Source organism: Stappia stellulata DSM 5886, assembly GCF_000423705.1.
GTDB lineage: Bacteria > Pseudomonadota > Alphaproteobacteria > Rhizobiales > Stappiaceae > Stappia > Stappia stellulata.
This window is the reverse complement of record NZ_AUIM01000004.1, coordinates 649,825-676,098: the sequence shown is the minus strand read 5'-3', so window position 1 is coordinate 676,098 and position 26,274 is coordinate 649,825. Positions and strand designations below refer to the sequence as shown.

Sequence of the window (26,274 nt, the reverse complement as noted above, 5' to 3'; positions counted from 1 at the left end):
ACTTTTCATGAAACATCTCTCTCTTGGCGCCGCTCTGGCGGCAGCACTTTTCGTGTCCCCGGTGGCGGCTCAGGATCATGATCCGGCAACGCCGATGGTGGTGGGGTCGGACTTCGGCGTGTCGCCCTGGATGGTGCGCAGCGCGTCCGGTCCGGAAGGTTTCGGTGTCGACATGATCAACGAGATCGGCAAGCGTCTCGACCGCGAGGTCGTGATCGAGGATATCAACTTCTCCGGCCTCTTCGCAGCGCTCTTCGCCAAGCGGGTCGAGTTTACCGTCAATCCGCTGAACATCACCGCCGACCGGGCCGAACGCATGCTGTTCACCGAGCCGTTCTTCGCGACAGGCAACGGCTTCATCGTGCGCGAGGGCGAGACGCTCGACGGCTTCGAGGGGCTGCGCGGCAAGGCCGTCGCAGTGAACCGCGGCACCATCTCCGACACCTGGGCCACCGAGAACGCCGAGAAATACGGTTTCGAGGTTCAGCGCTACGAGACCTTCCCGGATTCCGTCCAGGCAGTGATCACCCAGCGGGTCTTCGCCGCCTTGAACGAGATCCCGACCGCCGTCTATGCAGCGAGCCAGAATTCCGCGATCACCATCGGCTTCCGCGACTTCAACGGCCGCAACTTCGGCTATGCCTTCCGCCTCGAAAGCGAGGACTATCGCAACACGGTGGAGGCCGTCATCGAATGCATGAAGCAGGATGGCACGCTCGCGGGGCTCTACGAGAAGTGGTACGGCGAAACGGCCGCCGAGGACTCGCCCCTGCGCAAGGTCTATCCGGGCTACGGCGCGCCTGGCTTCAAGGGGTATGACGAGACCCCGCACGAACCGAGCTGTCAGTAGCAGAAGCAGCAGGCACCCACGGCGGTCCTCGACCGTCGCGGGTGTTTGTCAAAGGGGGTGGTCGTGGATCGGATCCTTGAGAATTACTTTAATCTCGCGGTCATGGCGCAGGCCCTGCCGACGGTGTTCGACGGGTTTCTGGTAACCGTTCAGGTCGCGCTCAGCGTCATTGCGATCGGTATCGGTGCGGGGCTGGCGCTCGCGCTGTTGCGCTGCGCGGAAAACCCGGTTTTGAACGGGGTCATCAGCCTCTATGTGGAGGTGTTTCGCACCCTGCCGCAGCTGGTCATCCTGATCTTCATCTTTTTCGGCCTGCCTTACATGGGCATCCGGTTCTCGCCCTTTCTTGCCGTGGCCGTTGGGCTCGGCGCTGTGCTGTCCGCCTTTGCCGCGGAAACCTTTTGGGCGGCCATCAACGCGCTGCCCAAGGGGCAGTGGGAAGCCTCTGCTGCGCTCGGCATGTCGCGGATGAAGTGTCTGTTCTACATCATCCTGCCGCAGGCTATCCGCCTGGCCACCCCGCTCATCACCAATCGTGCGATCGCAATCACCAAGGGCACGGCGCTGGGCGTCGCGGTGTCTCTTCAGGAGACGCTTGGGAGCGCGCAAAGTGTGATGGCAATTCTCGCCAATCCCTCGCCACTGACGCTGGCAGCCGGTTTCTACCTGCTGTTCTTCATCCCGTTGGTGATTGCGAGCCGGATCATCGAAAACCGCATGGCGAAGACGACGGGATAGGTCATGGAACTGTTTCTGCAGAACTTCGCGAATATCGATTCCCTGGTGAAGATCTGGCCGCTTTTGGTCCAGGGCCTGAGTCTGACGTTGCTCCTTTCGCTGGTTTCCCTGCCGCTCGGTCTGCTGGCCGGCTTGACGGTCGCCGTCACCTACAGTTTCGGCAACACGTTTTCACGGCGGCTGATCATCGTCATGATCGACCTGCTGCGGTCCTTTCCCGCGCTGGTGCTGCTTATCCTGATCTACTACAGCCTGCCGTTTTTCGGCATTTCGCTGCCGGGTTTCGCCGCGGTCGTGCTTGCGCTCGTCATCAACAACACGGGCTACTATGGCGAGATCTTTCGGGCGGGAATCGAGTCCGTGCCGCGCAGCCAGCACGAAGCCGCTGCCGCACTCGGGTTCGGGCGGGGCAGGGCGATGGTCTACCTGATCCTGCCGCAGGCGGTGCGCCGGGTGGTGGCGCCGCTCGCCAGCAACTCGCTCGAACTGGTCAAGATGACCTCGCTCGCCTCGCTGGTCGCATTGCCCGAACTGTTGCGTTCGGCGCGTGTCGCCCAGGAGCAGACCTACAATCCGACACCGCTCACCGCGGCTGCCGTGATCTTCTTCGTGATGCTGTGGCCCTTCTCGCGCTGGGTCTCGCAGATGGAGAAGAAGGCGCTGAAGGAAAGGGCATAAGATGCGGGTACTTGTAACCGGCGGGACAGGGTTCGTCGGACTGTCGCTTGCCGAATGTCTGTTGGCGCAGGGGCATGGGGTGCGTCTTCTCGCGCCCTCCGCGCCCGCCGGACTTCTGGAGGATCCCGCGCTTTCCGGGGTGGAGGTCCGGCTCGGAGATATTCGCGACCGGGACACGCTGGCCGAAGCGATGGGGGGCGTCGATGCGGTTGCACATCTCGCCGCCATCACCCCCGACAAGGCCTATGAGACCGAAAATCCCATGAGCGTGGTCGATGTCAACGCCGGGGGAACCGCAAGTCTCATGCACGGTGTTGCGCTTCATGCGCCGAAGGCCCGCATCCTTCTCGTCAGCAGCGTTGCCGTCTATGGCACCGGCGACCCTGTCGGAAACCGTTGGGACGAGGTTGCGGACCCGCTGGCGCCCGCCAGCCTTTACGGGATCACCAAACAGGCGGCGGAGCAGCTGGCGCGTTATCTCGCCCGTCTCAATGGCCTCGATCTCGTGATCGGGCGTCTCGGGCCCGTGTTCGGGCCCTGGGAACATGCCAGCGGGGTTCGGCCGTTTCTGAGTCCGCACACCCAGGCGCTGGCGCTTGCGCTCGCGGGACAGGAGGTCGTCCTGCCGCGTGCGCTTGCCGGAGACTGGTTGTACAGCCGCGATGCGGGGCGCGCCCTTGCTGGCCTCTTGTCCGCTGGAGAGGCGTCCGGCGGGATTTTCAATGTCGGCGCGGGGGCGATCAGCCGGGTCTCCGACTGGTGTGCGGCCTTGTCGAAGCTTCTGCCCGAGCTACGCTGGCGCCTTGCCGAGCCGGGAGACGCCGCCAACGTTCACCTGACGCTTGCCCGTGACAGGGCACCGCTGGCCGTGAATCGGTTGCACGCCCTTGTGCCCTTGCGCCCGTCCGGTTCGTTGGCGGACTGCGTTCGCGATCATCTGGCCTGGATGGAAAGTCATCCCAACGCCGTCCCCCTCAGGAGGAATGAACATTGACCGGTATCACCGCAGAGACGCCTGTGATTGAGCTGGAGCGAGTGGAGAAGAACTTTGGCGGCTTCCAGGCGCTGAAGGGCGTCGACCTGAACGTCGGAAAGGGGGAGCGCATCGTCATTTGCGGCCCCTCCGGGTCGGGCAAGTCCACGCTCATCCGCTGCATCAACGGCCTGGAAACCCACGACGGCGGTGTGATCCGCGTCGCTGGAAAGGTCCTCGACGGCAAGAGCCGGAGCCTCGACGAGGTGCGCCGCGAGGTCGGTATGGTGTTCCAGCATTTCAACCTGTTTCCGCATCTGACCGTCCTGCAGAATCTGACCATCGCGCCGATCAAGATCCGTAAGGTGGCGAAGGCCGATGCGGAGGAGATGGCGCGCGCCTATCTCGAGCGGGTCCAGATCGCGGAACATGCCGACAAGAAGCCCGCGCAGCTTTCCGGCGGCCAGCAACAGCGCGTCGCCATTGCGCGCGCCTTGTGCATGCAGCCCGAGGTGATGCTCTTCGACGAACCGACCTCCGCGCTCGACCCGGAAATGATCAAGGAAGTGCTGGATGTAATGGTGCAGCTCGCCGAGGACGGAATGACCATGATCTGCGTCACCCACGAGATGGGCTTTGCCCGCAGCGTCGCCAACAAGGTGGTGTTCATGGACAAGGGGCAGGTCGTGGAAAGCGCCGACCCGGTGACCTTCTTCACCAACCCGCAGAACGAGCGCGCCAAAACCTTCCTCAGCCAGATCATCCGGCACTGACGAAAGGCGAGACCATGGACCTGAATGGGAAGACGGCAATCGTTACCGGTGCGTCGTCCGGTATCGGACGCGCCATCGCGCTTCGCTTCGCACGCGCCGGTGCGCGTGTGGTGGCTGCGGACATCACCGAAGATGTGGTGGAGGGCGGGGCCCCGGTCGCGGGCGCGTTGGGCGAGATCGATCCGGCCAACCGGTTCCGGCAGGTCGACGTCACCGATGCCTCCAGCGTCGCGGAGCTTGTCGCGGAGACGGCGGAGGACTTCGGCCGGCTCGATGTGATCGTCAACAATGCGGCAATCGGCAGCCCCTTCGCGCTGGGCGAGACGGAAGAGGCGCAATGGGACCGCGTGATGAACGTGAACCTGAAGGGCGTCTATCTGTGCAGCCGGGCCGCGATTGCGCAGATGCTCCGTCAGGAGATCGTCAGCGAGGCGCGCGGGAGGATCGTCAACATCTCCTCGCAGCACGGCATGGTCGCGGCGCCGGGCGCCTTCGCCTATGGGGTCAGCAAGGCAGGCGTGGTCTATATGACGCGTCAGGTTGCCGCCGACTATGCCGATCGGCACATCATCTGCAACGCGGTGGCGCCGGGCAAGATCGTCACGGGGAAGGGCGGGCGCCCGTCCGAGCCGGACGTGCTGGCGTATTCGCGCAGCCGGACGCCGATGCCGCGCCTTGGACAGCCTGACGATGTGGCTGGCGCGGCGCTTTTCCTCGCCAGCGACGAAGCTCGTTACATCACCGGACACAACCTCTTGGTGGACGGAGGGTGGATGGCGGCCTGACACCAGGCCGCCATCCGTCTCAGATCCCCTTGATCATGCCGCCATCCGCGCGGTGCACGGAACCGGTGATGTAGGACGCCCGGTCGCTGCACAGGAAGGCGGCATAGGACGCGAATTCCTCGACGCGTCCGTAGCGCCCGGCCGGAATGTTGGCCCGTGAAGCGGCCCGCACCGCATCGATCTCCTTGCCGGAGCGCTCCGCAGCCCTGGTGTCGAGTTCGTCCACACGGTCCGTGTGAATGCGTCCCGGCGCCAGGCAGTTGACCGTGACATTGTCGCCCGCAACCTCGCCGGCCAGCGTCTTCGACCAGCCGACGACGGCGAGGCGAAGCGCGTTTGAAATGCCGAGATTGGGGATCGGCTGCATCACCCCAGACGAGACGACATTCACGATACGGCCCCAGCCGCGCGCGCGCATGCCCGGAAGCACATGCCGCGCCAGGCGGCAATTTCCCAGAAACATGATGTTGAACTGCGCCATCCAGACGTCGTCGGGAACCTCGGCGATCGGTCCCGGGGGCGGGCCGCCGCAATTGTTGATCAGGATGTCGATATCGCCGGCGGCCCGCGCCAGCGCCTCGATGGAGTCCGCGTCCGCCAGATCGCAGCGGATCGCCTCCGCCTGACCGCCGTTGTCCGCGATGGCTTGAGCTGCCGTGTCGAGCGACGCTTGTGTTCGTCCGCTCAGGACAAGCGATACGCCTTCTTGTGCAAGGGCCTGGGCGATGCCGTGTCCAAGGCCGCGTCCTGCTCCGATTATCAAGGCTTTTCGCCCCTTCAATCCAAGATCCATCCGTCTTTCTCCGGGTTTTCGTGGTGTTGCCGACGCCGCCTTCCGTTGACAGCGCCGCATGGCGAGTGCTAGGCATCCTAGTGGGATACCAGTGGAGTATCAACGGTGTCCCCAACGGTTTTAAGGGGGAGTACAGATGAAAACTGCAATGATCACCGCGTCTGTCGCGTTTGCCATGGCCATTGGAGGAGCGGTCGTCGGATCGGCCCAGGCGGCCAGTCTCGAGGAGATTCGCGAGAAAGGCGTGCTCAATGCGGCGACGAGCGGAAACCTTCCGCCGGTCAGCTACATGAACGAAAAGAACGAGCTGGTAGGCTACGACATCAATGTCGCGCGCTTCATCGAGAAGAAGCTCGGCGTGAAGATCGAGATCAATCGTCTGGACTGGAAGGGCATTCTCCCCGGTCTTCAGACGGGGCGGTTCGATGCGGTGTTCTCCAACGTGAACATCACGAGCGAGCGCAAGGACACCTTCACCTATTCCATTCCCTATTCCCGTGCCGCTGTGGTGGTGGTCAAGCGGGCCGGGCTCGACGACATCACCGGCTACAAGACGCTTGCCGGAAAGCGCGTCGGGGCGATCTCCGGCGGAAACGACGGCGAAATTCCGGCGCGGGCGATCTCCAAGGAATACGGCGAGTTCGAGCAGTTCAAGGGCTACAGCGGCTATGCCGAGATGCTGCAGGACCTGATGGTCGGCCGCGTGGACGCACTGATCATGCCGGACACGGCGGCCGGCGGCTTCCTGAAGTCGCGACCGGGTGTCGCCGAGATCGTCGGCGAGCCGTACATGGTCCGCTTCGTCGGCGTGCCCATGCAGAAGGGCTCGGATGCGCTGAAGGCGGAGATCGACACCGCCATCCGCGAAATGCGGGCGCAGGGGCTTCTCGATGCGTGGGGAGCGGAATTCTTCGGCATCGAGAACTTCAGCGATCAGCTCGTCGACGAAGTCCCCTGACCTGTCGGGGCCCGGCGTGCCGGGCCCCCAAATCTCCGTCCTGCTAACCTTTGAAAGTTCGGCTCATGGAACTCGATTTCTCGGTCGCCTGGACCTATCTGCCGGTCATGCTGGAGGCGACCCTGCTGACAATCATGTTGGCACTGGTCACCCAGACCATCGGCACGTCTATCGGCTTCGTTTTCGCCCTTGGACGAACGTCCCGCTTCGGCGTTCTGCGCTTTGCGGTCTGGTCCTATGTCTGGCTGTTTCGCGGCACGCCGGTCCTGCTTCACCTCTTTTTCGTCTATTACGCAGCGCCGCTGTTCGGTGTGACGCTGGATGCGCTTCCGGCCGCAATCATCGCGATGTCGCTGAGCTCGGCCGCCTACAACACCGAGATCCTGCGCTCCGGCATTCAGGCCGTGCACAAGGGGCAGATCGAGGCGGCGGAAGCGGTGGGCATGCGCTATGGGCGGATCGTCCGTCGCGTGGTGGCGCCGCAGGCGATCCGGATCGTTATCCCGCCCTATATGAGCAATTTCATTTCCCACACCAAGAACACCTCGCTGGCTTCCGTCATCACGGTGCCCGAGCTGATGCTGACGTCGCAGATGGTCTATTCCTCGACGTATCGCGCCATCGAGATCCTGTCGGTTGCCGGCCTGATCTATCTGGTGCTGACGTCCTGCCTGACCGGGTTGCAGCTCTGGCTCGAGCGTCGCACCAGCTATGAGGCGCGCGGCATGAGCCGTCGTCGCCGCCGGCAGTTCCTGGGCGCATCGGATGCGTCCGTGCGGATGGAGGCATGATCATGACACAGGCAGAATCTCCCATGATCGAGGCGCGGGATATCCGCAAGACGTTCGGCACGTTCCAGGCCTTGAAGGGCGTGTCCCTGACGGTCGGGCGCGGCGAGGTCGTGTGCCTGATCGGCCCGAGCGGGTCCGGCAAGAGCACGCTGTTGCGCTGTATCAATCATCTGGAAACGCCGGATTCCGGTGTCGTTCGGGTCGATGGCCAGCCGGTCGGAAGCGTGGAGAACAACGGGAGGACCACGCGCATGTCCGCGCGGCAGGTCGCGCAGATGCGAAGCCAGATCGGCATGGTCTTCCAGATGTTCAACCTGTGGCCCCATATCAGCGCCATCGAAAACGTCGCCCTCGGTCTGACCGAGGTGAAGGGCATGTCGGTGCCGCAGGCGGCGAAGATCGCGCGCGAGCAGATGGAGCGGGTGGGCCTCGCCGCGAAATGCGATGCCTTCCCCGAGCATCTGTCGGGCGGACAGCGTCAGCGCGTCGCCATCGCACGGGCTCTGGCAATGGAGCCGAAGGTGATGCTGTTCGACGAGCCGACATCAGCGCTCGACCCGGAACTTGTCGGGGAGGTGCTTCAGGTCATGGAATCGGTTGCCGCCGACGGCATGACGATGATCGTCGCCACGCACGAGATGGGTTTTGCCCGCAAGGTCGCGGACAAGGTCGTCTTCATGGACGACGGCAACGATGTCGAGGCGGGTGCGCCAGACCAGATCTTCGACAACCCGAAAAGCGATCGTCTCCAGCGGTTCCTCAACAAGGTTCTGGCGTGACGAAGACGGGCGGACGGCTTGCCGGGCAGCGGTGCATCGTTACCGGCGCGGCGGGGGCACTTGGGCTGGCGACCGCGCGGCGGTTCCTCGCGGAAGGGGCGGTCGTGGTCGGCGTGGATCTTTGCGCGCCGGAGTCCGGCTGGCCCGACGGCGTCATCGCGGAAGAGGGGGATGTCGCGGACCCGGCATTCGTCGAGGCAGTCGCCGGACGACACGGCGAAAGCGATGTCCTCGTGCTGTTCGCCGCGATGTCGCAGGGCGGCTCCGTGGAGGATACGACCCCGGCGACATGGAGCCGCGTGCTGCAGGTGAATGTCGTGGCGGCCGCACTGTGGATCGGTGCCGTGCTGCCGTCGATGCGCCGGGCAGGGCGCGGCGCGATCGTTACGGTCGGGTCGCAACTGGCACAATCCGGCGGGACTGGCAATGTCTCCTACATCGCGTCGAAAGGGGCGGTCGCCGCGCTGACCCGAACGGTTGCGCTGGAGTATGCGTCCCAGGGCATTCGCTGCAACTGCCTTGTCCCGGGAGCAATCGAGACGCCCTTGCTGCGCCGGTCCTTCGCTCGCGCGAACGACCCGGCGCTGGCTGAGCAGCGCTCCCTGTCACGCCACCCTGCGGGACGCTTCGGAACGCCGGAGGAGGTGGCCGCTGCCGCGCTGTTTCTCGCCAGCGACGAAGCATCCTTCACCACCGGCGCGATGCTGCCGGTGGAAGGCGGCTGGCTCGCCAGCTAGGAAAGGGAGAGACCCATGCGGGTTCTTGTGACCGGAGGCAGCGGTTTCGTCGGCGCGAATGTCGTGGAAGCGCTGGTGTCCGCGGGATGTTTCACGGTCGTACTCGAGCGCCCCGGAGCGCCGCGCTCGCCCGGCGCGACAAGGTTCATCGAGGCGGATATCGGCAATGCGGCTGCCTGCGAGGCGGCGCTTGAGGGTGTCCGCACCGTGATCCATTGCGCGGCGGTCACCCCTGCGGGAACGGCGGATGCGGAGGCGGTGCAACGCGCTTTCGCCATCAACCTGGCGGCGACGGCGGGGCTTGCGATGGCGTGCGAGCGTCGCGGCGTGCGCATGATCCATCTGAGTTCGGCGTCGGTCTATGGCGCAGCGTCGGGCGGACCGCTGGACGAGACCGGGACCTGGCCCAGACCCGTCGCGGCCTACGGCATCTCCAAGCTTGCCGCAGAGCAGTTCGTTCTGTCGCGGCGTGCCTTCCGCCTTGACGCCTGTGTCCTGCGGATCGGGTCCGTCTTCGGTCCCCACGAGCGGGGAACGGGCGTGCGCGACACCCTGAGCGCGCTTTATCAGGTCACGCGCGCGGCGCGGAGCGGGCGGGCGGTGCGGCTGCCGCGCGCCGGACGGCGCGACTGGATCTATGCGCGCGATGTCGCCGCCGCCGTCCTTGCCGCCGTGGGGCTGTCCAACCTGCCCGACGCGCCGGTGAACATCGCCGGCCTGGAGGAATGGAGCGTCGCCGACTGGTGCGAGAGCCTCGCGCGGCATGTGCCGTTCGACTGGCGGATCGGGCCGTCCGCCCCGAGCGTCGATTTTCACGGGCGCGACGACCGTCCGCCGCTCGCCACTCAACGAATGCGAACCCTGCTCGGGTTTCATCCGACCTACACACGTGACCGCGCCTGCGAGGATTACCTGCGCTGGCTGGAGGAAAACGAGGCGTCATGACGACTTACGACACGATCATCACGGGCGGGCTTGTGGCTGCGCCGGGCCGCGATCTCCTGTGCGATATCGCGATCAGTAACGGGCGGATCGCCGCCCTGGGACAGGGGCTGTCGGGGGCGGAGGTCATCGATGCGAAGGGCATGATCGTCACGCCCGGCGGCGTCGACGCGCATTGCCACATCGACCAGCTCACCTCCACCGGTGCGCGGACCGCCGATACCTTTGAAAGTGCCTCGCGGGCTGCCGCCCATGGCGGCACCACCACGCTGATGCCCTTCGCCGTGCAGCATCGCGGCTGCTCGCTCCGCGAGGCGGTGACCGACTACCGCGCGCGCATGGGCGACACCAGCCATGTCGACTGCGCGTTTCACCTGATCGTCACCGATCCGACGCAAGAGACGCTGAAGCGCGATATTCCCGAACTGGCGGCCGAGGGCTTCACCTCGGTCAAGATCTACCTGTCCTACGAAGCGCTTCGCCTCGACGACCGTTCGGCCCTCGATGTGCTGGCCGTGTGCCGCGCCGAGCGTCTGATCACGATGGTGCACGCGGAAAGCCACGACATGATCGCCTGGCTGACCGAGCGCATGGTGCAACACGGCTACGACGATGTGCGCTACTTCCCGCGTTCCCGCCCCATCGTGGCCGAGCGCGATGCCACCCATCATGCTATCGCCATGTCCGAGCTGATCGACACGCCGGTCCTCATCGTTCACGTTTCCAGCATCGACGCGCTCGATGAAATCCGTCGCGCCCAGGCCGGCGGACGTCCCGTGCTCGCCGAGACTTGCCCGCAGTATCTGGTTCTCGCGGATACGGATCTGGACCGTCCAGACTTCGGCGGCGCGAAATATTGCTGCAGTCCGCCGCTGCGCGACAAGGCGCATCAGGAGGCCCTGTGGAAGGGGCTTGCCGACGGGACGCTTGCCGTTTGCTCGTCGGACCATTCGGCGTTCTTCTTCGACGGGCCGGACGGGAAGAAGCGCAACGGCCACGGCGCGCCCTTCACCCGCATTCCCTACGGACTGCCCGGGCTTGAAGCGCGCATGCCGCTGATGTTCTCCGAGGGCGTCAGCGCCGGCCGGCTGTCGCTGCAGACATTCGTCGACGTCACCGCGACGCGACCTTCGGAGATCTACGGACTTGGCGCGTTCAAGGGGCGGATTGCGCCCGGATACGATGCGGATCTGGTGATTTGGAACCCGACGCAGACTGCGCGGATGTCTGTCGAGCTGCTCCACGACGGGATCGACTACACGCCTTACGAGGGGATCGACCTTGTCGGCCGTCCGGTGCGCACGCTGCTGCGGGGGCAAACGCTGTGTCACGCAGAGGAGTGGGTCGGAGGCGAGGGCGCCGGCAAACTGCTGGCCTGTGAGCGTCCGGTTCCGGAGGATCGGCCTGGACCGGCGCAGGCGTATTACGATGTGACGGCCAATCGGTTTTCCGACGGATTTTGACCTCGCCAACAGACGGCTGCGGGGTGTCGAGCTCTCCGCGCCGGTCGGCGGCGACCGACCAGTCCCCCGGCGCGACCGCGGGCACAGCGGTGACAGCTGCGCCCGCCGGCGCTCGCTCGGCAGAAAAGCCCCCATCGCGGCACAGTCCAGACAGACCCGGTGTTGCCTCTCGTGCATGGCACGATCGCGGGGAGAAAACCGGGCCTAGGTCTTGTCAAACCGTGCGACGAGAGCGTCGATTTGTGACTGCACGAGCCCCCGGGCAGGCAAGCCGCGTGTCAGAATCGCGAGCTTTGCCGTCTCCTCGAGCTCTTCCATGGCAAACACGGCCGCCGACAGATCCTTTGCAGCAACCACGGGGCCATGGTTCGCCAGCAACACAGCGGATCGCTGACCCGCGAGCCCGCGTACTGCATCTCCCATGGCCGGATCGCCCGGCAGAAAGAACGGAAGCAATTTCACCTTTCCCAGCTTCATGATCGAATAGGGCGTCAACGGCGGTAGCACATCGTCAGGATCTGTATCGGTCAGCATGGACAGGGCGACAGAATGTGTCGAATGCAGGTGAACCACCGCGCCCGTGGGTTTCCGGGTGTCGTAAAAGGCACTGTGCAGCGGGATTTCCTTCGTCGGCAAATCGCCTCCGAGGTGAACCATGTCTGCGCTCAGATGGCTGATCCGGGCCGGATCGAGAAACCCCATTGAACTCCCCGTCGGAGTGACAAGAACAGTGCCATCCGACATACGGGCGGAAATATTGCCGGAACTGCCCGGGGTCAGCCCCCGATCGAAGAGCGACTTGGCGAATAGGGCGATCTCTTCACGCAGACGGCTTTCTTCGCTCATGATGCGGCCAGCCTTGCGAGTGCTTCGGCGAAAAAGTCGGGTCCGCCGAAATTCCCCGATTTCAGCACGACCCCGATGTCGCGATTGCTCGGGCGCAGCATCGGTACACCGGCTGCAATGCGTGGGCCGATGTGAAAGGCATCGGTGTGCAGCCCGTTCACGACGGCGCCAGACGTTTCGCCCCCCGCGATGACCAGGCGCGCGATGTCGCGCTGCAGCAGCGCATTTGTGAGATCGGTGAAGAAGCCTTCGATGGCATGGGCGAGCGGGTCGCGGCCGTAACGGCCCTGCGCTTCCAGAACCTTTGATGGCTCCGCAGAGGAGTAGATCAGCGGCGCGGTGTCCTGCGCCAGGACCCAATCGGCGATATCATCGGCATCGGCGCCTCCCGACATTGCCATGTCGGGCGTGATCTGGCGGCTGGGTGCCTTTGCGGCATAGGTGGCGACTTGACCGCGTGTTGCGCTGCTGCATGACCCGGACAGAATGACGCCCGGTCCTGTTACCGCGGTCCAGCGCGGCGTTGCGGGGCTTGCGGCAAAATTCTCCGGCAGTCCGATGGCGATGCCGGACCCTCCGACCAGCAGCTTGCGGTTTCGACCTGCCTGGGCGATTGCGCGCAAGTCGATATCGCGGATCGCGTCAACGATGACCATGCACCGCTCGGTCGGCAACGCCTGTGCTATCGCATCGCCCCCCTGGAAGACAATCTGCGCGGGAACATGCGATACGGGCCAATCCGTCTGCGATGCCAGAACGCGGCGCAGATCCGAATCGCGCATCGGAGTCAGCGGATGGTCTTTCATGCTGCTTTCGGCAAGGGGCATGTCGTTGACGAACAGGTTGCCCTGATAGACCGAGCGCCCGCTTTCGGGAAAGGCCGGGCAGACCATGACCTGCTCCTCGCCCAATCGCGCTGCGAGCGCGCCTGCGACCGGACCGATGTTGCCCTGCGCCGTGGAATCGAAGGTTGAGCAGACCTTCAAGACGATCAGCTCACATCCCTGAGCCAGCAGCCATTCGCAGGCATCCAGCGACTGTCTGACGGCCTCATCGGCCGGGATGGTTCGAGACTTGAGCGAAACAACTCCGGCGTCGACATCGCTGGCTGCCGCTGTTTTTGGAAGGTCGACGTATTGCACACAGGACATCCCCCCTTCGGCCACGGTCAGCGCGATGTCGGATGCTCCGGTAAAGTCATCCGCGATAACACCCAGTTTCATAGGGAGGTCTCCGTGAGCGGACCCGGGCCGGGCCAGCGCATGTGATCATTGATGCTCAGGGCGTCGGTGCCGTGAGTGCCGCTGCACTGAAAGCCGTCGGCGCGCGCCCTGGAATTTCGCTCAGCGTATTTGACGGGGGCGGGCCCCCGGTTTCTCACTGGTCCACCTGCGCATAGGTGGCGACGGTCTTTTCGGCGATCATCGAAGAGGTTTCGGCGTCGAAGGCTCTGAAATGCGCGCTTTCCAGGTGGGCATCGAATGCGGCCCTGTCCGTGTACAACTCGTAGAGGAACACCTCGTCCGGCCGTGCAGCGTCGGTGGCGACATCGAACTGATGACACCCTTTCTCGTTCGTCCGCGAAGCACGGGCGTTTTCAAGCATAAGCGGCAGGAAGGTTTGCATTTTTTCCGGCACGATCCGGAAGGTGACGACGACTGCGAACATGTACGCTCCTTTCCAGGAAGAATGCATCGGCCATAGTCATGCGCCCATGACGCATGCGTTGCGGCAAGTTACGTGAGAGTTACTTGGCTTTTCGGTAATTCAGGCGTCGCCTTTGTTTTGCAAAGGCGGAAACACGGGATCCTTAGATGGACCCTCTTGCGAAAGCCATCAGGTACCAGACCAGGGCAGCGACACCAATCGCGCCGAATATCTCCGGCCACCAGCCGAAGCCATAGACCTTGTGCTCTTCGTTATTGGTATCCATGCGGAATGTCCTTTCAAAGTCCTGGCAGCCAGAGTGCAATCTGCGGGAATGCCATCACAAGAGCCAGGCCGATGAGTTGCAGGCCGATAAAGGGCAGTACGGCCAGGAATATCTCCTGAAGCGTCACGTCTTTCGGCGCTACGCTCTTCAGATAAAAACACGCCGGTCCAAACGGGGGAGACAGCATGTAGATCTGAATGTTCATGGCGAACAGAATTCCGAACCATACCGGATCGTAGCCGAGCTGAACCACGACCGGGGCAAAGACCGGAACGGTGATGAAGACGATCGCAATCCATTCCAGGAAGGTCCCCAGAAAGAAGATGATCAGCATCATGACCATGATGACCACAATCGGTGCGACATCGAGCTCGGTGAGAAGGCCGCCCAGGAAGCGTGTGCCGCCCAGCAGATTGTAGATCCCGACCAGGCTGACCGCGCCGATGATCAACCACAGGATCGAGCCGGTGGTCAGCGTTGTCGCCCAGAGCGCCTCACGAATGCTCTTGACGGTCAGCTCGCGGCGTGCGGCGGCAACAATCAAGGAACCGATGGCGCCGATGGCGGCGGATTCCGTCACGGTCGCGATGCCCCCGTAAATCGAACCGAGAACACCGAAAATCAACAGGAATGGCAGGATCAGCCCCTTGAGATAGGAAAGCCGTTCCAGGAACGGGAGCTCGGCCTCGGGCGCATCGTAAGCCGGGCCCATCGCCGGATTCAGCCGTATGCGGATCAAGACATAGGAGACATAAAGGAAAGCAAGAAGCAGGCCCGGCCCGATCCCGGCGGTAAACAAGTCGCGCACCGACACGCCAGCTTCTGCGCCGTAGACGATCAGCACCACACTGGGGGGGATCAGGGTTGCCAGAGAGCCCGACGCACACAAGACGCCAATCGATAGCTTTCGATCATAGCCAAGCCGGAAAAGCTGCGGCAGGGCGATAAGCCCCAGGAGGACGATCTCTCCGCCCACGATTCCAGACATGGCAGCCAGGATCACCGCGACAAGGCAGGTCTGGACAGCAACGCCGCCCTTCATCCGCCCGCCGAGGATGGCCATGGAGTTGAACAGCTCCTTGGCGATCCCGGATCGTTCCATAACATTGGCCATGAAGACAAAAAAGGGCACCGCAATCAGGGTCTGCTTGTCCATGACCTTGGTGACGGCCGACGTCACAAGAATGAAGCCGTTCGAGCCGAAGGACAGGTAGGCCGTGCCGACGGAGATCAGCAGCGTCGAAGCCCCCAGCGGCACCCCGATCGCCATCAGGGTGAACAGCGCGGCCACAAGGTACAGTGTGATGAGTTCAATACCCATTATTCACCCCCGATCTCGGTGGCGTCGGGCAAATCCTGGGACGGGGTCAGAAGATTGGCCAGAAGCTGAAGGAAATACAAAACAGCCGCAACGACGAACATCGTCTTGATGTAGGTCGGCGATGGCGGATCGAAGGCGCTGCCCGTCGTCTGGGGAGATTGCAAGACCTTCACCATCGGCCCCCACAGCATGACGATCAGTCCCGCAACGCCCACCATCGACAGGGCAATGGCGACCTTCTTCATGCGCTTCCAGATCCTGTCGCCGACCAGGAGTTCCATTGTGGTGACGGTGATATGGCGTCGCTGCTGGGTGACAGCGCCCACGCAAAGCAGCCAGGCGGTGGCGACCAACATCATGATCGTCTCGGATGTCCAGGAGGTCGGCGCACCCAATGCGTAGCGCATGAAGACCTCGTAGACCGAAAGGGCAATGGCCGCGAGATAGAACACACCGCAAGCCTTGCCCAAAAAGACCGAGATCTTCCCCATGGTTTCTACGTACGCCTGCATCTCGCTCTCCCCGCGGTGTCGGGGCCAGCATTCGCTGCTGGCCCCTTTCGCTTGTTCAGCTCAATTCAAGAGCCCGATTTTCTTCATGAAGTCGTAGTGGGCATCCAGTGCCTTGCGGGCTTCGGGTGACTTGGCTGCGGTTTCTTCCCAAGCCTCGGACGCGATGGCGCGGAACTTGTCGCGTTCGGCCTGCGGCCAGTTGATGACGTTGATTTCGCCACTTGCGATATCTTTTTGCACCTGTTGCTTGTCCTGCAGGTCAAGCTGGCGGCGCAGGTCGTCATACGCGGCATAGAACCAGGTTTCGAGCACAAGCTGCTGATCGTCGGTCAAGCTTTCCCAAAGGTCTTTGTTGAGAGCGAACTGGCGGACCGCCATCGAATGGATGCCGGGATAGAGCGGGTTCGCTGCCACCTGGTGAAAGCCGGACGTCGAATTGTTGATGTAGGCCGATGCGTCCGCGGCATCGATCACGCTTTTTTCCAAGGAGGTGAAGACGTCGGAGAGGGACATCGACACAGGGGCTGCGCCCGCTTTCTGGAAGACGGACGCGGCCAGACCGGACGGGGAGCGGATCTTGACCCCCTCCAGATCGGCGACACCGTTGATTTCCACCTTGGCGACCAGGGCTTCTTTCGAGACCGCACCGCAACCGACAACGTGAATGGCGTCGGGCAGCACCGCGTCCCACAGCTCTTGCACGGCTTCGCGGCCACCGCCGTGACGGCAGAATGTCTGGATCTGCTCGGGAGAGTCATACCCTGCGATCAAGTCGCCGAGGATGGCAAAGGCGGGGTTGCGGCCTGTGAAATAGGCGATCGAGTTCAGATCTCCGCTGAGCACACCCGCCATAACAGCCTCGGGGGTCTCTTTGCGGTCGACGATCGAGTTGATCGGAAAGAACTCGACGGTGAGCTCGTCACCGGTCATTGCCGCCAAGCGGTCGCTCCAGTTCTCTTCGAGATACTTGTATTCAAAAGCGCCACTTTGCGCCGACGTTTGCAGCTTCAATACTGTCTCTGCGTTGACCGACGTAGCTGCAAGTGACAGTGCGGCCGCTGCTATCAGTGTCTTTTTCATGGTTTCTCCTCCCGCCCGCTTTCTGGGCCACCCCAACGGGTCGAATCTGTTGACCGGGCTCACTGAACCACCTCATAACAAATCCGTCAATGTATTCGTTGAGGTATTTGACGGCGCGTTCATTTGATGCATATTCAGGATGGGAACAGGAGAATCCAGATGGCCGAAGCCACCAAGTCCAGCAGGGTCGATGACGCCTATGAGCGGCTAAAGGAGGAAATCCGAACGAACCGGATGCCCTCTGGCTATCAAGCTCCAGAACCTGAAATCGCTGTGCGCCTGGGAATGAGCCGCACGCCGGTGCGCGAGGCGCTTATTCGGCTGGAAGCCGAAGGACTTGTGGAGTTGATCCCGCGCCACGGAGCGCGTGTTCTCCCGATCCGCGCGGCAGACATGCGCGAGATATATGAGATTCTAACTGCTCTCGAACCCGATGCAGCCGCACGACTGGCCGCGCGAAAGCCGTCGGACGAAGAACTGACGCAATTGGAAAAAGCGACGCGCGACATGGAAGCGGCGCTGGAAAAGGAAGACCTGGACACATGGGCCGAAGCAGATGACCGTTTCCACCTTGCCCTTCTGGAGCTGCAAGGGAATCGGCGGCTGAAGGGGTTTGTGATGTCGCTCTATGATCAGGCGCATCGTGCGCGGATCGTGACGATGCGCATGCGCGATCTGCCGCGAAAGTCGACCGAAGAACACCGCGAAATTCTGGAAAACCTGCGGAGTGGCGATGCCGAAGCCACGCGCCGGGTATTCCGAGAGCATCGCCGCCGGGCCGCTGACGAGTTGCTCGGCATTCTCGAGAAGTATCGGCTGGGACAGCTCTAGGGCGCGACCCCGACATGACGCTGTCACCGCATGGAAAATGCCGAAACGCCGCAGGCCGGCGCGCGCGGAGCGGCCGGTTGCGCGCTCAAGCGCGCCGGCGATGCCGGGCGAGGCCATTTTCATGTCCGTCGAACGCGATCGGACTTCGCCCTTTCCTTGTTTCTAAGTACTTGAGAAGTCGCATTTCTTGCGCTTTCACCGCTTGACGGGACGCAATCCGTCTCAAACCAAGACGGCCTCGTTTATGGGGCCAAACCCTAGCCTTGAAGGTACATCACACATGACTGAAAAATTGCGCATCGCCCTGATACCTGGCGACGGGATCGGTGTGGACGTTTCCAAGGCTGCGATGGCGGTGGTCGATGCGGCTATGACCAAAGCCGGCGCGACGCCTTTGACCTATGAGACGATCCAGGCTGGCGCCGGCTATTTTCAGGAGACCGGCCAAGACATCGAACCGGGCGGAGAAAAGCGTGCAGGCGAGCTGGACGCGATTTTCCTAGGTGCGATCGGTCTGCCCGCGGTGCGCCACGCCGACGGCACCGAAATCGCACCGCACCTGCGCCTGCGCGACCTCTTCGGGCTTTACGCGGGGGTGCGTCCCGTCAAGGCCTACCCGAACGCGCCGCAGCGCCTCGCCGATCCCCGTGCGGCTGGGATTGACATGGTGATCCTGCGCGAATCCACGGAAGGGCTGTTCTATTCGGCCGCAGTCCACGGCCGCTCGGATATTCGGGGGGACGATGAGGTGCGCGACACGATGCGCATCACACGCAGCACCACGGAAAAGCTGCATCGCTTTGGTTTCAAGCTCGCTGAACGCAGAAAGCAGCGCGGCCACCCGGGACAGCTAACCTGCGTCGACAAAGCCAATGTGTTTGCTTCCATGGCGTTTTTTCGCAAGATTTTCGATGAAATCGCCGTGGATTATCCCAACGTTGCAACCGGCTATAATTACGTCGATGCCATGGCGCTGGACATGATCCGCAAGCCCTGGGAGTTCGACGTCATGGTGATGGAGAATATGTTCGGCGATATCCTGTCGGATTTGGCGGGCGGCCTTGTGGGCGGCATGGGCATGGCGGCCTGCGCCGAAATCGGAGACGATGTCGGGCTCTTTCAGCCGGCGCATGGCTCCGCACCCGACATCATGGGTCAAGACAAGGCGAACCCGCTCGCGGCCATTTTGTCGGGCGGCTTGATGCTGGACTACCTGGCCGAGCAAACCGGCAGAGATGCCTTGTCCAAAGCTGCGGAGTTGATCGACACCGCAGTCTCAGACGGGTTCGAAGCCAACCGTATTCGTCCGATGGAATTCGGCGGGGACATGGGCACCCGGGCCGTCACCAACACGATTTTGGACCTCTTGCGCTAGGCGTCCGGCTTCGAAGATATCAGTGGGGGCCTGGCCGCGCCGGGACGGGGCCGGGGAACTTCCAGACGTGTGCGCCGTTGCCGACCAGAGCGGCTTGGCAATTGCCGCCGTCTGGTCGTCGGCAAAAAGCAACGTGCCCCGACCGCTCCAAAACCCGACAAGGTCTCGCGACGAACCGTGGGCAGACGCACCGCCTGTGTCTGTCCGCAGCTGGTGTGTGTGGTCCGGTCTCCCTCGCAGTGAATTGCTGTTTTTCACTTTTCTCATATCGCTGCATTTGCGGGATTTCGCTTTTGGTCAGCCGGGTGACGCTTGCGTGAACACGTCGCAAAATCGCGGCGACGTTGCTTCAAGCCTTGGAAAGAGGCTTGAATCGCGCGCTTCGATACGAGTGATCCCGAACGGACAATGATCCAGATGTCCGCGCGATTAGGGAGCCCCTCCACCGACAGCGGAAATCGACGTGGGTGACGTTTGCAGGGGAGCCTTCGCCCGTCCGCACCCTTGGCGAAAGCGGTGAGCGGGGCCGCTATGTCGATGTTGGTGACCGCCGCCTTGCCGCCGAACCGGTCGGAGGCCGGTTGGGTCAGGCGGTTTTGCCGCAACGCCTTGATATGGGGCGATGACATGGGACGGGGAACCGCAAGGAGAAGCGCGGCGAGACCAAGTGCTCTCGAATACGGGTATGCGCCGTCCCTGTCGTGAGGGGAGGGACGTTTTCCGTCCCGCCTGAATACTCTGTTCATGGCGCGGTGAACCGGATGCCCTCCGGGCGAGGAAGTTTCCCGGTCCGTCAACATGCTTTCAAGCGCGTTCCTGTGCGTCGCTTCAGGGCGTTCATCCAGGCGCCCCCCTGGCCGCCGGATCGTTTGGCGGAACGGGGGCGTTCCACTGATCGTTGGCAACGGCTTCAAAAACAGTTAGATCAGTCTGTAACTTCACGAGCATTGGACAGAGTATGAGCGCAGAGGCCAAATCGCCCCCTGTTGCAAAACCCCGGCGCACCCAGGCCGAGCGATCGCAGGAGACCCGGAACAAGGTTTGCGAGGCGACCCTTCAGGCGCTGGTCGAGGTGGGCTACGAGCAGATTTCGACCACGTTGATCGCGCAGAAGGCGCAGGTTTCGCGCGGGGCGCTGACCCACCAGTTTCCCACCCGCAACGACATGCTGGTTGCGGCGTTCGAGAGACAGGTTAGCGAGTGGCAAAACGGCTACCCCTTCGGGCTTGATCCGGAAAAGGAACAGCTTTCGGTAGACGAACTGATCGATGCGCTATGGGATAACATCTTCGCCAACGGCCGCTATGTCGCTGCGATAGAACTGATGCTGGCAGCGCGACAGGACAACGAACTCGGCCATGCATTGCGCGATATCCTCGTGTCGTGGATCCGCAAGCGCGACCGGATCACGGTCAGGCTTGTCGGGGGCGATGTCGACGATGCCGAGGCCGATTTGAAGGTGCAGTTGCACCTCTCCGTGCTGCGTGGCATCGCCATGCACCAAAGCTTCGATTCCGACCCTTTGACGGCCCAAAAGCTGATCGATTTGTGGAAACGGATCGCGCGACAGGCGTGACACGCGGCGCGTGTGCTCCCTTTTGAAAAAAACTTTCTCGTCAACCCGGCGCCGGAAGTGTGTAATCATTTCAGTCTCTTGCGTGATTGTGTTTTGCCGGCTTCTCGCTTGCCGCGTAGAGCTTTTGCGAATCAAAGGTTGATTTACGAACACCCCTGATTGCATGATGCGGACATCGCTGTTCGTAAGGTGTCGCTATGGCCTCACGAACGGGCTGGTGACACCGCCCGGTAGTACTGGGCTGCAAAGGGGAAGAATTCATGACCATCAAATTGCTTCTTGGCACCGTCGCGGGCCTCGGCCTCGCCGTCGCTCCAGCCCTGTCCGCCACCTGGGACCTGTCGAGTGAATATCCGGCCGGCTCCCTGCAGGGGCGGACCGCGGAGTTCTTCGCCAATGCCGTTACCGAAAAGACCGGTGGCGAGATCGAAATTGCCGTCCACCATGGCGCCGCGCTTGGCTACAAGAGTGTCGACCATTTCGATGCCGTGGGCGATGGCGCGCTACAGGCGGCGTCCTCGGCGTTTGTGTTCTGGACCGGCATCGATCCGATCTTCCAGCTCTCCTCGTTGCCTTTCCTCGCGCCCACCACCAAGGACGTTCATGACCTTTATGGGTTGTCCAAGCCCGAGTACGCGAAGGTTCTGGAAGACAGCAACCAGGTGCTCCTGCTGGCAACGCCGTGGCCGTCGTCCGGCTTGTGGGGGAACAAGGCCTTCACCGCGACGGCGGATCTTGAGAGCGTGAAGGTTCGCACCTACGACGTCGCTTCAACCGAAACAATGAAGAACGCGGGCGCCTTCCCGATCCAGATCTCCTGGGCCGACGTTCCCGCGCAGCTGTCAACCAATGCCATCGACGCGGTGCTGACCTCGCCCAATGGCGGCGTGGGTGTGCAGATGTGGGAAGAGCAATCGAACTTCACCAACGTGAACTATGCTTCCTCGCTGCAGGCGATCCATCTGAACCGTGACGCCTGGAACGACCTGAACGATGAGCAGCAGGCCGCCGTCAAGGAAGCTGCTGCGGATGCCGAAGCCTTTGGCTGGAACCTGCTGTCGGATGCAACCGCCAAGGACTTCGACACCATGCGTGAAAACGGCATGACCGTGACCGAGGAAATCCCGACAGAGTTCTCGGACGCGCTGACGGCCGCAGCCCAGCCCTTTATCGACCAGTGGGTCGCGAACACCGGCGAGCGCGCGCAATCCATCATGGATGCTTACAAAAACCGGTAATCCGTTCCCGGCTGGCGCGGGCCGCGTCTCCCTGCTGTCCGCGCACCTCTTTTCTCTTTTCCTCCCCGGAGCTCTGCATGACCCGCTTCTATTCCGGTGTGTTCCTCCTGTCGCGACTGGCTGCCGTGGTTGCCGCAGGCGCGATGATCTACATGGTCGGGCACATCGCATACGAGATTATCCTGCGGAGCTTTTTCGCGACCTCGACCTTCGTCCTCGACGAGTTTGTCGGCTACGGGATCGGTGTCTGCGTGATCTGGTCGCTGGGCTATGTGCTGGAACATGGCGACTTGATCCGCGTCGGGATCGTACTTGAGCATCTGCCCGCACGGGGGCGGGCGTTGTTTACGGCCGCCGCCGCATTGATCACCGCCGCCATGTCTGCCGGGCTCGCCTGGATGTTCTGGATCCGCGTGGCGCGTGCCTGGTCGCGGGGCACCGTTTCCTCCTCTGTGGCCGCCGTTCCGACCTGGATACCTGAAGGGGCAATCATGGTCGGGCTCTGCGTCTTTTCGCTGGCCGCCCTTGCACACGGTCTGCGCCATATCACCGGGCATCCGTCGCCCGCGCCGCGGACGCCGCTGGTTACCCCCGTCGAATAAGCCACCGTCCCCTTTTGGAGAGATGCCATGGACACGCTCCTAACTGCGGCCGCGACGCTGGCCTTCCTTCTGCTGTTCCTCGGCCTTGGCGTCTGGGTCTTCGTCAGTCTTGCCCTGGTTGCCACCACGTCACTGTTCTTTCTGCACGGGATGGACCTGTCGAGGATCGGTTCGATCGCGGCGGGCATCATCTACCGCTATTCCACGAGCTGGGAGCTGTCAGCCATTCCGATGTTCATCTGGATGGGGGAGATTATCTTCCGCACCGACATCTCGACCAGGCTGTTCCGGGGCCTGTCGCCCTTTGTCGACTACATCCCCGGCCGACTGCTGCACACCAACGTGCTGGGCTGTACTCTGTTTGCCGCAGTTTCGGGCTCGTCGCCCGCCACCACGGCCACCGTCGGCCGCATCACCACGCGTGAACTGGGCCGGCGCAACTACGATGACCGCCTTTCGCTGGGCTCGTTGGCGGGGGCCGGTAGCCTCGGGCTGCTGATCCCGCCGTCGATCGTGATGATCGTCTACGGTATCCTCGCCGAGCAGTCGATCTCTCGCCTGTTTGCCGCCGGCGTGCTGCCCGGCCTGATGATCGCTGCGCTCTACTCAGGCTACATCATGATCCGAGCCAAGCTGAATCCGGCGCTGGTGCCCGCGCAGCGCGAAGAGCGCAGTGCGATGGATTTCCTTCGTGCGATCTGGAATCTGGCGCCGTTGGTGGGGCTGATGACCATCGTGCTGGGATCGATCTATTCCGGTATCGCAACCCCATCCGAAGCGGCGGCCGTGGGGGTTGTCGCCGCCATCGTCCTTGCCGCCGTGACGCGCCAGATGTCGCTGGGGTTGCTGCGCGATACGCTTATGGGAGCGCTGCGGACCTCGACCATGGTCTGTTCGATCCTGATCACCGCAGCCTTCATGTCCACCGCCATCGGCTATCTGCATATTCCAGCGGATGTCGCGAAAGGAATCGCCTCGCTGCAGTTGCCGCCCTGGGGATTGCTGGTCGTGCTCTCGCTCTTCTACCTCGGGCTCGGCTTCTTTCTTGATGGCACCTCGATCGTGGTGATGAGCCTGCCGATCTCTCTGCCGCTGGCGCTGCAAGCGGGGTTCGACCCGATCTGGTTCGGCGTCTACCTCGTGCTGATGGTCGAGATGGCACAGGTGACCCCGCCGGTCGGCTTCAACCTCTTCGTGCTGCAGGGCATTTCGGGTCGCTCCATCGGTTATGTCGCCCGCGCCGCGTTGCCTTTCTTCGCGCTGATGCTGGTCGGGGTGGCGCTGCTGGCGATCTTCCCGTCCATCGCCCTGTGGCTCCCGAACTTCTTCTATGGATAAGACAATGACTTCTCCCGTTGACCTTGCCGCGTTGCTGTCCGCGCAAGCGCGGCACGATCAGCCCCACGCCCTGTTCCGCGCGGTACAGGACGCCTGCGCAGACCGCTTCGGCTTTCGGTTTCTGACGGTTTTGAAGAACCTCCCCGGCACGGGAAACGTGATGCGGATGCACAGCTCCGCATCGGATTACCCGGTGGGTGCGCTCAAGCCCATGGGGCTGACCGAGTGGGGCAAGATCGTTCTGGACGCTGGGGAAAGCTGGCTCGGAAATTCCCGCGAGGACGTGCTCTGGGCTTTCCCCGATGCTGAACTGATCCTCTCGAAGGGCTGCGAGGCTTGCGCCTGCGCACCGGCGATCTGGGCCGGTCGCTGCGTCGGTGTGCTTTCGCTGAACGCCGAGCGCGACGCCTATGGCCGCGAGGATCTGGCCGAGATGACCCTTGTCGCGCAGACCCTCGCGCCGGCGCTGATCTGACCCTTTGAAAGGATGACCCCGATGACCACCCTGTTGATCAAGAACGCTCGCATCGTGGACGGCACAGCGCCCGAACCGACCGCTCCGATGCAGATCGCCATCGAGGACGGGCGCATCCGCGAAGTCGGTGCCTCCGTTCGTTTCACCGCCGGGGAAGAGCTGGACCTTGCGGGTCTGACTGTCATGCCGGGCCTGATCGATTGCCACGTCCACACCATTGCGACCACGGCGAACCTCGGTCAGAACGCGGCCATGCCGTCCTCGCTGGTGGCCGCCAAGTCCTCAAGGCTGATGAAGAACATGATCATGCGCGGCTTCACCACCGTGCGAGACCTGGGCGGTGCGGATCGCGGCCTGCAGCAGGCCGTGGAAGAGGGCTACTTCACCGCGCCCCGCCTGGTGATCTGCGGCAAGGCCCTGTCCCAGACCGGGGGGCACACCGACTACCGCGGCCCCTACGACAACCGCGATGTCGGCTGGTACGCGCAGGCGCTCGGCACTTTGGGCCGGATCTGCGACGGCAAGCCCGAGCTGATGCGCGCGGCGCGCGAAGAACTCAAGGGCGGTGCGCAGTTCCTGAAGGTCATGGCCGACGGCGGCGTCTCTTCGCCCTCCGACCCGATCGGCTACCTTGTCTTTTCGGTCGAAGAGCTTGCGGCATTGGTTGAAATCGCCAAGGGCTTCGGCACCTATGTTGCGGGGCATCTTTATGACGACAAGGCAATCGTGCGTGCGCTTGACTGCGGCATCGACTGCATCGAGCACGGCAACCTGATCGGCGATGAGACGATCAAGCGCGTGGCGCGCGAAGGCGCTTTCGTCGTGCCGACCAACATTACCTACGATCTGCTGGCCCGTCGCGGCGCCGAGTTCGGCCTGCCGCCGGAGTCCGTGGCCAAGGTTGCCGACGTGCGCGAAGCCGGGCTAGAGCGCTTGGTCAAGCTGCACGAGGCCGGTGTGACCATGGGGTATGGCTCGGATCTTCTGGGCGGCATGCAGACCGAGCAGTCTGGCGAATTTCCGTTGCGCGGACGTTATATCCCGGCCGATGCGGTAATCCGCTCGGCCACGGTGGATGCGGCCAGGGTGCTGCGCATGGAAGGCGAAGTTGGCGTGATCGCCGCCGGTGCCCATGCAGACATCGTCGCGGTCGAAGGCAACCCGCTTGAAAACCTTGACCTGCTGACCGGACAAGGGGCCCACATGCCGCTGATCATGCAGGGCGGGCGCGCCATCAAGAAGGCGGCAAGCCTCTGAGGGCCTAGCACAAAACCCAGCCGGCCCGCTTTGTTGCCGGATGAAAGGTCAAGGGCAGGTCAGGGGGAACCCGGCGAGACCCGTCGGAGGCCGGGTCTGCCTCCTAGCTTCGCTCGATATCCCGGCGGAGGACGATCGAGGTTGTCAGGTCCTCGATGTTGTCCATCGCCGAAATCCCGTCGCGCAATTCGTTGAGCCCATTGATCGAGCCGACCTCGACCTCCACAACGAGATCGAGCTGACCGCTGACCGAGGATACCTTTCGGACTGCAGAGAAGCCCGCGAGGTGGTCGAGCACATCGAGCGAGGGGGTGCGCTTCAGGGTGAGAAGCAGAAAGGCGTGGATCTGCCCATCGTCGAGCTGGCCGATATCCGCGCGGTAGCCACGGATCACGCCCGCCCGTTCCAGCCGGTTTACCCGCTCGGTGGTCGCGCTTCGCGACAGGCCTATCCGTCCTGCAAGCGACTTCATCGGAATGCGCGCTTCCCGCGAGAGGATGCTGAGGATGGTCCGGTCGATCGCATCCGTGTCCTGCATGGGCGTCTCCTGACATGCCGCCGACAAGATGGCGGTTACAATAAACAGAGTGCCGGCATAACCGGCATAATGCCGGATGTGCCTGCCCTCCG

29 protein-coding genes are annotated in these 26,274 nt (G+C 63.0%); 20 read left to right on the top strand and 9 right to left on the bottom strand.

From position 1 onward, the window contains the following. Positions 1 to 7: 7 nt before the first annotated feature. From G572_RS0103295 to G572_RS0103270, 6 genes are all read left to right on the top strand, one after another. Positions 8 to 850, top strand: a complete 843-nt coding sequence (locus G572_RS0103295; protein WP_029057270.1) for a substrate-binding periplasmic protein — start codon at positions 8 to 10, stop codon at positions 848 to 850. 63 nt (positions 851 to 913) lie between these two features. After that, positions 914 to 1,588: an amino acid ABC transporter permease gene (locus G572_RS0103290; RefSeq protein ID WP_029057269.1), complete on the top strand. Its 675-nt coding sequence runs from the start codon at positions 914 to 916 to the stop codon at positions 1,586 to 1,588. Positions 1,589 to 1,591: 3 nt separating this feature from the next. Further along, positions 1,592 to 2,266, top strand: a complete 675-nt coding sequence (locus G572_RS0103285) for an amino acid ABC transporter permease (RefSeq protein ID WP_029057268.1) — start codon at positions 1,592 to 1,594, stop codon at positions 2,264 to 2,266. 1 nt (position 2,267) lies between these two features. After that, a complete protein-coding gene (locus tag G572_RS22260; RefSeq protein ID WP_037545192.1) occupies positions 2,268 to 3,260 on the top strand; it encodes an NAD-dependent epimerase/dehydratase family protein in 993 nt (330 codons plus the stop codon). 23 nt (positions 3,261 to 3,283) lie between these two features. Next, positions 3,284 to 4,012: an amino acid ABC transporter ATP-binding protein gene (locus tag G572_RS0103275; protein WP_156884481.1), complete on the top strand. Its 729-nt coding sequence runs from the start codon at positions 3,284 to 3,286 to the stop codon at positions 4,010 to 4,012. Positions 4,013 to 4,026: 14 nt separating this feature from the next. Beyond that, positions 4,027 to 4,797, top strand: a complete 771-nt coding sequence (locus tag G572_RS0103270; protein WP_037545190.1) for an SDR family NAD(P)-dependent oxidoreductase — start codon at positions 4,027 to 4,029, stop codon at positions 4,795 to 4,797. A 19-nt stretch (positions 4,798 to 4,816) separates the two neighbouring features. Here the strand turns inward: G572_RS0103270 and G572_RS0103265 are convergent, their stop codons facing one another. Further along, positions 4,817 to 5,590, bottom strand: coding sequence for an SDR family oxidoreductase (locus G572_RS0103265; RefSeq protein ID WP_029057265.1), 774 nt, complete (start codon positions 5,588 to 5,590; stop codon positions 4,817 to 4,819). Between the two features lie 136 nt (positions 5,591 to 5,726). Here G572_RS0103265 and G572_RS0103260 point away from each other — a divergent pair, with 136 nt between their 5' ends. The 6 genes from G572_RS0103260 to hydA all read left to right on the top strand — a co-directional run bounded on the left by G572_RS0103260 (position 5,727) and on the right by hydA (position 11,260). Further along, positions 5,727 to 6,548 carry a substrate-binding periplasmic protein gene (locus G572_RS0103260; protein ID WP_084649845.1) on the top strand — a complete coding sequence of 274 codons (822 nt, stop codon included), beginning with the start codon at positions 5,727 to 5,729 and terminating at the stop codon, positions 6,546 to 6,548. 65 nt (positions 6,549 to 6,613) lie between these two features. Beyond that, complete coding sequence (locus G572_RS22255; RefSeq protein WP_051241521.1) at positions 6,614 to 7,339, top strand: amino acid ABC transporter permease; 726 nt, start codon at positions 6,614 to 6,616, stop codon at positions 7,337 to 7,339. 2 nt (positions 7,340 to 7,341) lie between these two features. Further along, complete coding sequence (locus tag G572_RS0103250; protein WP_037545666.1) at positions 7,342 to 8,118, top strand: amino acid ABC transporter ATP-binding protein; 777 nt, start codon at positions 7,342 to 7,344, stop codon at positions 8,116 to 8,118. Then, positions 8,115 to 8,855, top strand: coding sequence for an SDR family oxidoreductase (locus tag G572_RS0103245; protein WP_029057262.1), 741 nt, complete (start codon positions 8,115 to 8,117; stop codon positions 8,853 to 8,855). The genes G572_RS0103250 and G572_RS0103245 overlap by 4 nt, the downstream gene beginning before the upstream one ends. Before the next feature lie 15 nt (positions 8,856 to 8,870). Further along, on the top strand, positions 8,871 to 9,800 hold the full coding sequence (locus G572_RS22250) for an NAD-dependent epimerase/dehydratase family protein (protein ID WP_051241520.1): 930 nt from the start codon (positions 8,871 to 8,873) through the stop codon (positions 9,798 to 9,800). Then, positions 9,797 to 11,260: a dihydropyrimidinase gene (hydA, locus tag G572_RS22245; protein WP_051241519.1), complete on the top strand. Its 1,464-nt coding sequence runs from the start codon at positions 9,797 to 9,799 to the stop codon at positions 11,258 to 11,260. Before G572_RS22250 ends, hydA begins: the two co-directional genes overlap by 4 nt. A gap of 204 nt (positions 11,261 to 11,464) precedes the next feature. On the opposite strand, the gene otnC is transcribed toward hydA, so the two are convergent. The 7 genes from otnC to G572_RS0103200 form a co-directional block, all read right to left on the bottom strand. Next, positions 11,465 to 12,106, bottom strand: a complete 642-nt coding sequence (gene otnC, locus G572_RS0103230; protein WP_029057261.1) for a 3-oxo-tetronate 4-phosphate decarboxylase — start codon at positions 12,104 to 12,106, stop codon at positions 11,465 to 11,467. Next, a complete protein-coding gene (gene otnK / locus G572_RS0103225) occupies positions 12,103 to 13,329 on the bottom strand; it encodes a 3-oxo-tetronate kinase (protein ID WP_029057260.1) in 1,227 nt (408 codons plus the stop codon). Before otnK ends, otnC begins: the two co-directional genes overlap by 4 nt. 154 nt (positions 13,330 to 13,483) lie before the next feature. After that, the gene (locus tag G572_RS0103220) at positions 13,484 to 13,774 is read right to left on the bottom strand and encodes a putative quinol monooxygenase (protein WP_029057259.1); all 291 of its coding nucleotides are present in this window, start codon (positions 13,772 to 13,774) and stop codon (positions 13,484 to 13,486) included. A 142-nt stretch (positions 13,775 to 13,916) separates the two neighbouring features. Next, positions 13,917 to 14,039: a hypothetical protein gene (locus tag G572_RS26740; RefSeq protein WP_281168743.1), complete on the bottom strand. Its 123-nt coding sequence runs from the start codon at positions 14,037 to 14,039 to the stop codon at positions 13,917 to 13,919. A 13-nt stretch (positions 14,040 to 14,052) separates the two neighbouring features. Further along, entirely contained in the window at positions 14,053 to 15,330 is a 1,278-nt protein-coding gene (locus G572_RS0103210; protein ID WP_245566143.1) for a TRAP transporter large permease, read from the bottom strand. Between the two features lie 29 nt (positions 15,331 to 15,359). Then, complete coding sequence (locus G572_RS22240) at positions 15,360 to 15,872, bottom strand: TRAP transporter small permease subunit (protein WP_037545187.1); 513 nt, start codon at positions 15,870 to 15,872, stop codon at positions 15,360 to 15,362. Between the two features lie 60 nt (positions 15,873 to 15,932). Further along, the gene (locus G572_RS0103200; protein ID WP_029057257.1) at positions 15,933 to 16,952 is read right to left on the bottom strand and encodes a TRAP transporter substrate-binding protein; all 1,020 of its coding nucleotides are present in this window, start codon (positions 16,950 to 16,952) and stop codon (positions 15,933 to 15,935) included. 159 nt (positions 16,953 to 17,111) lie between these two features. Between G572_RS0103200 and G572_RS22235 the strand changes: the two genes are divergently transcribed. The 8 genes from G572_RS22235 (at position 17,112) to G572_RS0103155 (ending at position 25,644) form a co-directional block, all read left to right on the top strand. Continuing rightward, positions 17,112 to 17,783: a GntR family transcriptional regulator gene (locus G572_RS22235; RefSeq protein ID WP_037545185.1), complete on the top strand. Its 672-nt coding sequence runs from the start codon at positions 17,112 to 17,114 to the stop codon at positions 17,781 to 17,783. A 280-nt stretch (positions 17,784 to 18,063) separates the two neighbouring features. Further along, a complete protein-coding gene (locus G572_RS0103185) occupies positions 18,064 to 19,158 on the top strand; it encodes an isocitrate/isopropylmalate dehydrogenase family protein (RefSeq protein WP_037545183.1) in 1,095 nt (364 codons plus the stop codon). A 958-nt stretch (positions 19,159 to 20,116) separates the two neighbouring features. Beyond that, positions 20,117 to 20,734: a TetR/AcrR family transcriptional regulator gene (locus G572_RS0103180; RefSeq protein ID WP_029057255.1), complete on the top strand. Its 618-nt coding sequence runs from the start codon at positions 20,117 to 20,119 to the stop codon at positions 20,732 to 20,734. 260 nt (positions 20,735 to 20,994) lie between these two features. Beyond that, positions 20,995 to 21,972 carry a TRAP transporter substrate-binding protein gene (locus G572_RS22230; protein WP_037545181.1) on the top strand — a complete coding sequence of 326 codons (978 nt, stop codon included), beginning with the start codon at positions 20,995 to 20,997 and terminating at the stop codon, positions 21,970 to 21,972. A gap of 77 nt (positions 21,973 to 22,049) precedes the next feature. Next, complete coding sequence (locus G572_RS22225) at positions 22,050 to 22,574, top strand: TRAP transporter small permease subunit (protein ID WP_051241516.1); 525 nt, start codon at positions 22,050 to 22,052, stop codon at positions 22,572 to 22,574. A gap of 27 nt (positions 22,575 to 22,601) precedes the next feature. Next, positions 22,602 to 23,912 carry a TRAP transporter large permease gene (locus G572_RS0103165; RefSeq protein ID WP_029057254.1) on the top strand — a complete coding sequence of 437 codons (1,311 nt, stop codon included), beginning with the start codon at positions 22,602 to 22,604 and terminating at the stop codon, positions 23,910 to 23,912. Between the two features lie 4 nt (positions 23,913 to 23,916). Next, a complete protein-coding gene (locus tag G572_RS25295; protein ID WP_051241514.1) occupies positions 23,917 to 24,387 on the top strand; it encodes a GAF domain-containing protein in 471 nt (156 codons plus the stop codon). 21 nt (positions 24,388 to 24,408) lie between these two features. Continuing rightward, a complete protein-coding gene (locus G572_RS0103155; RefSeq protein WP_029057253.1) occupies positions 24,409 to 25,644 on the top strand; it encodes a metal-dependent hydrolase family protein in 1,236 nt (411 codons plus the stop codon). Positions 25,645 to 25,747: 103 nt separating this feature from the next. On the opposite strand, the gene G572_RS22215 is transcribed toward G572_RS0103155, so the two are convergent. Continuing rightward, positions 25,748 to 26,182: an Lrp/AsnC family transcriptional regulator gene (locus G572_RS22215; protein ID WP_037545177.1), complete on the bottom strand. Its 435-nt coding sequence runs from the start codon at positions 26,180 to 26,182 to the stop codon at positions 25,748 to 25,750. Positions 26,183 to 26,274 lie beyond the last annotated feature (92 nt).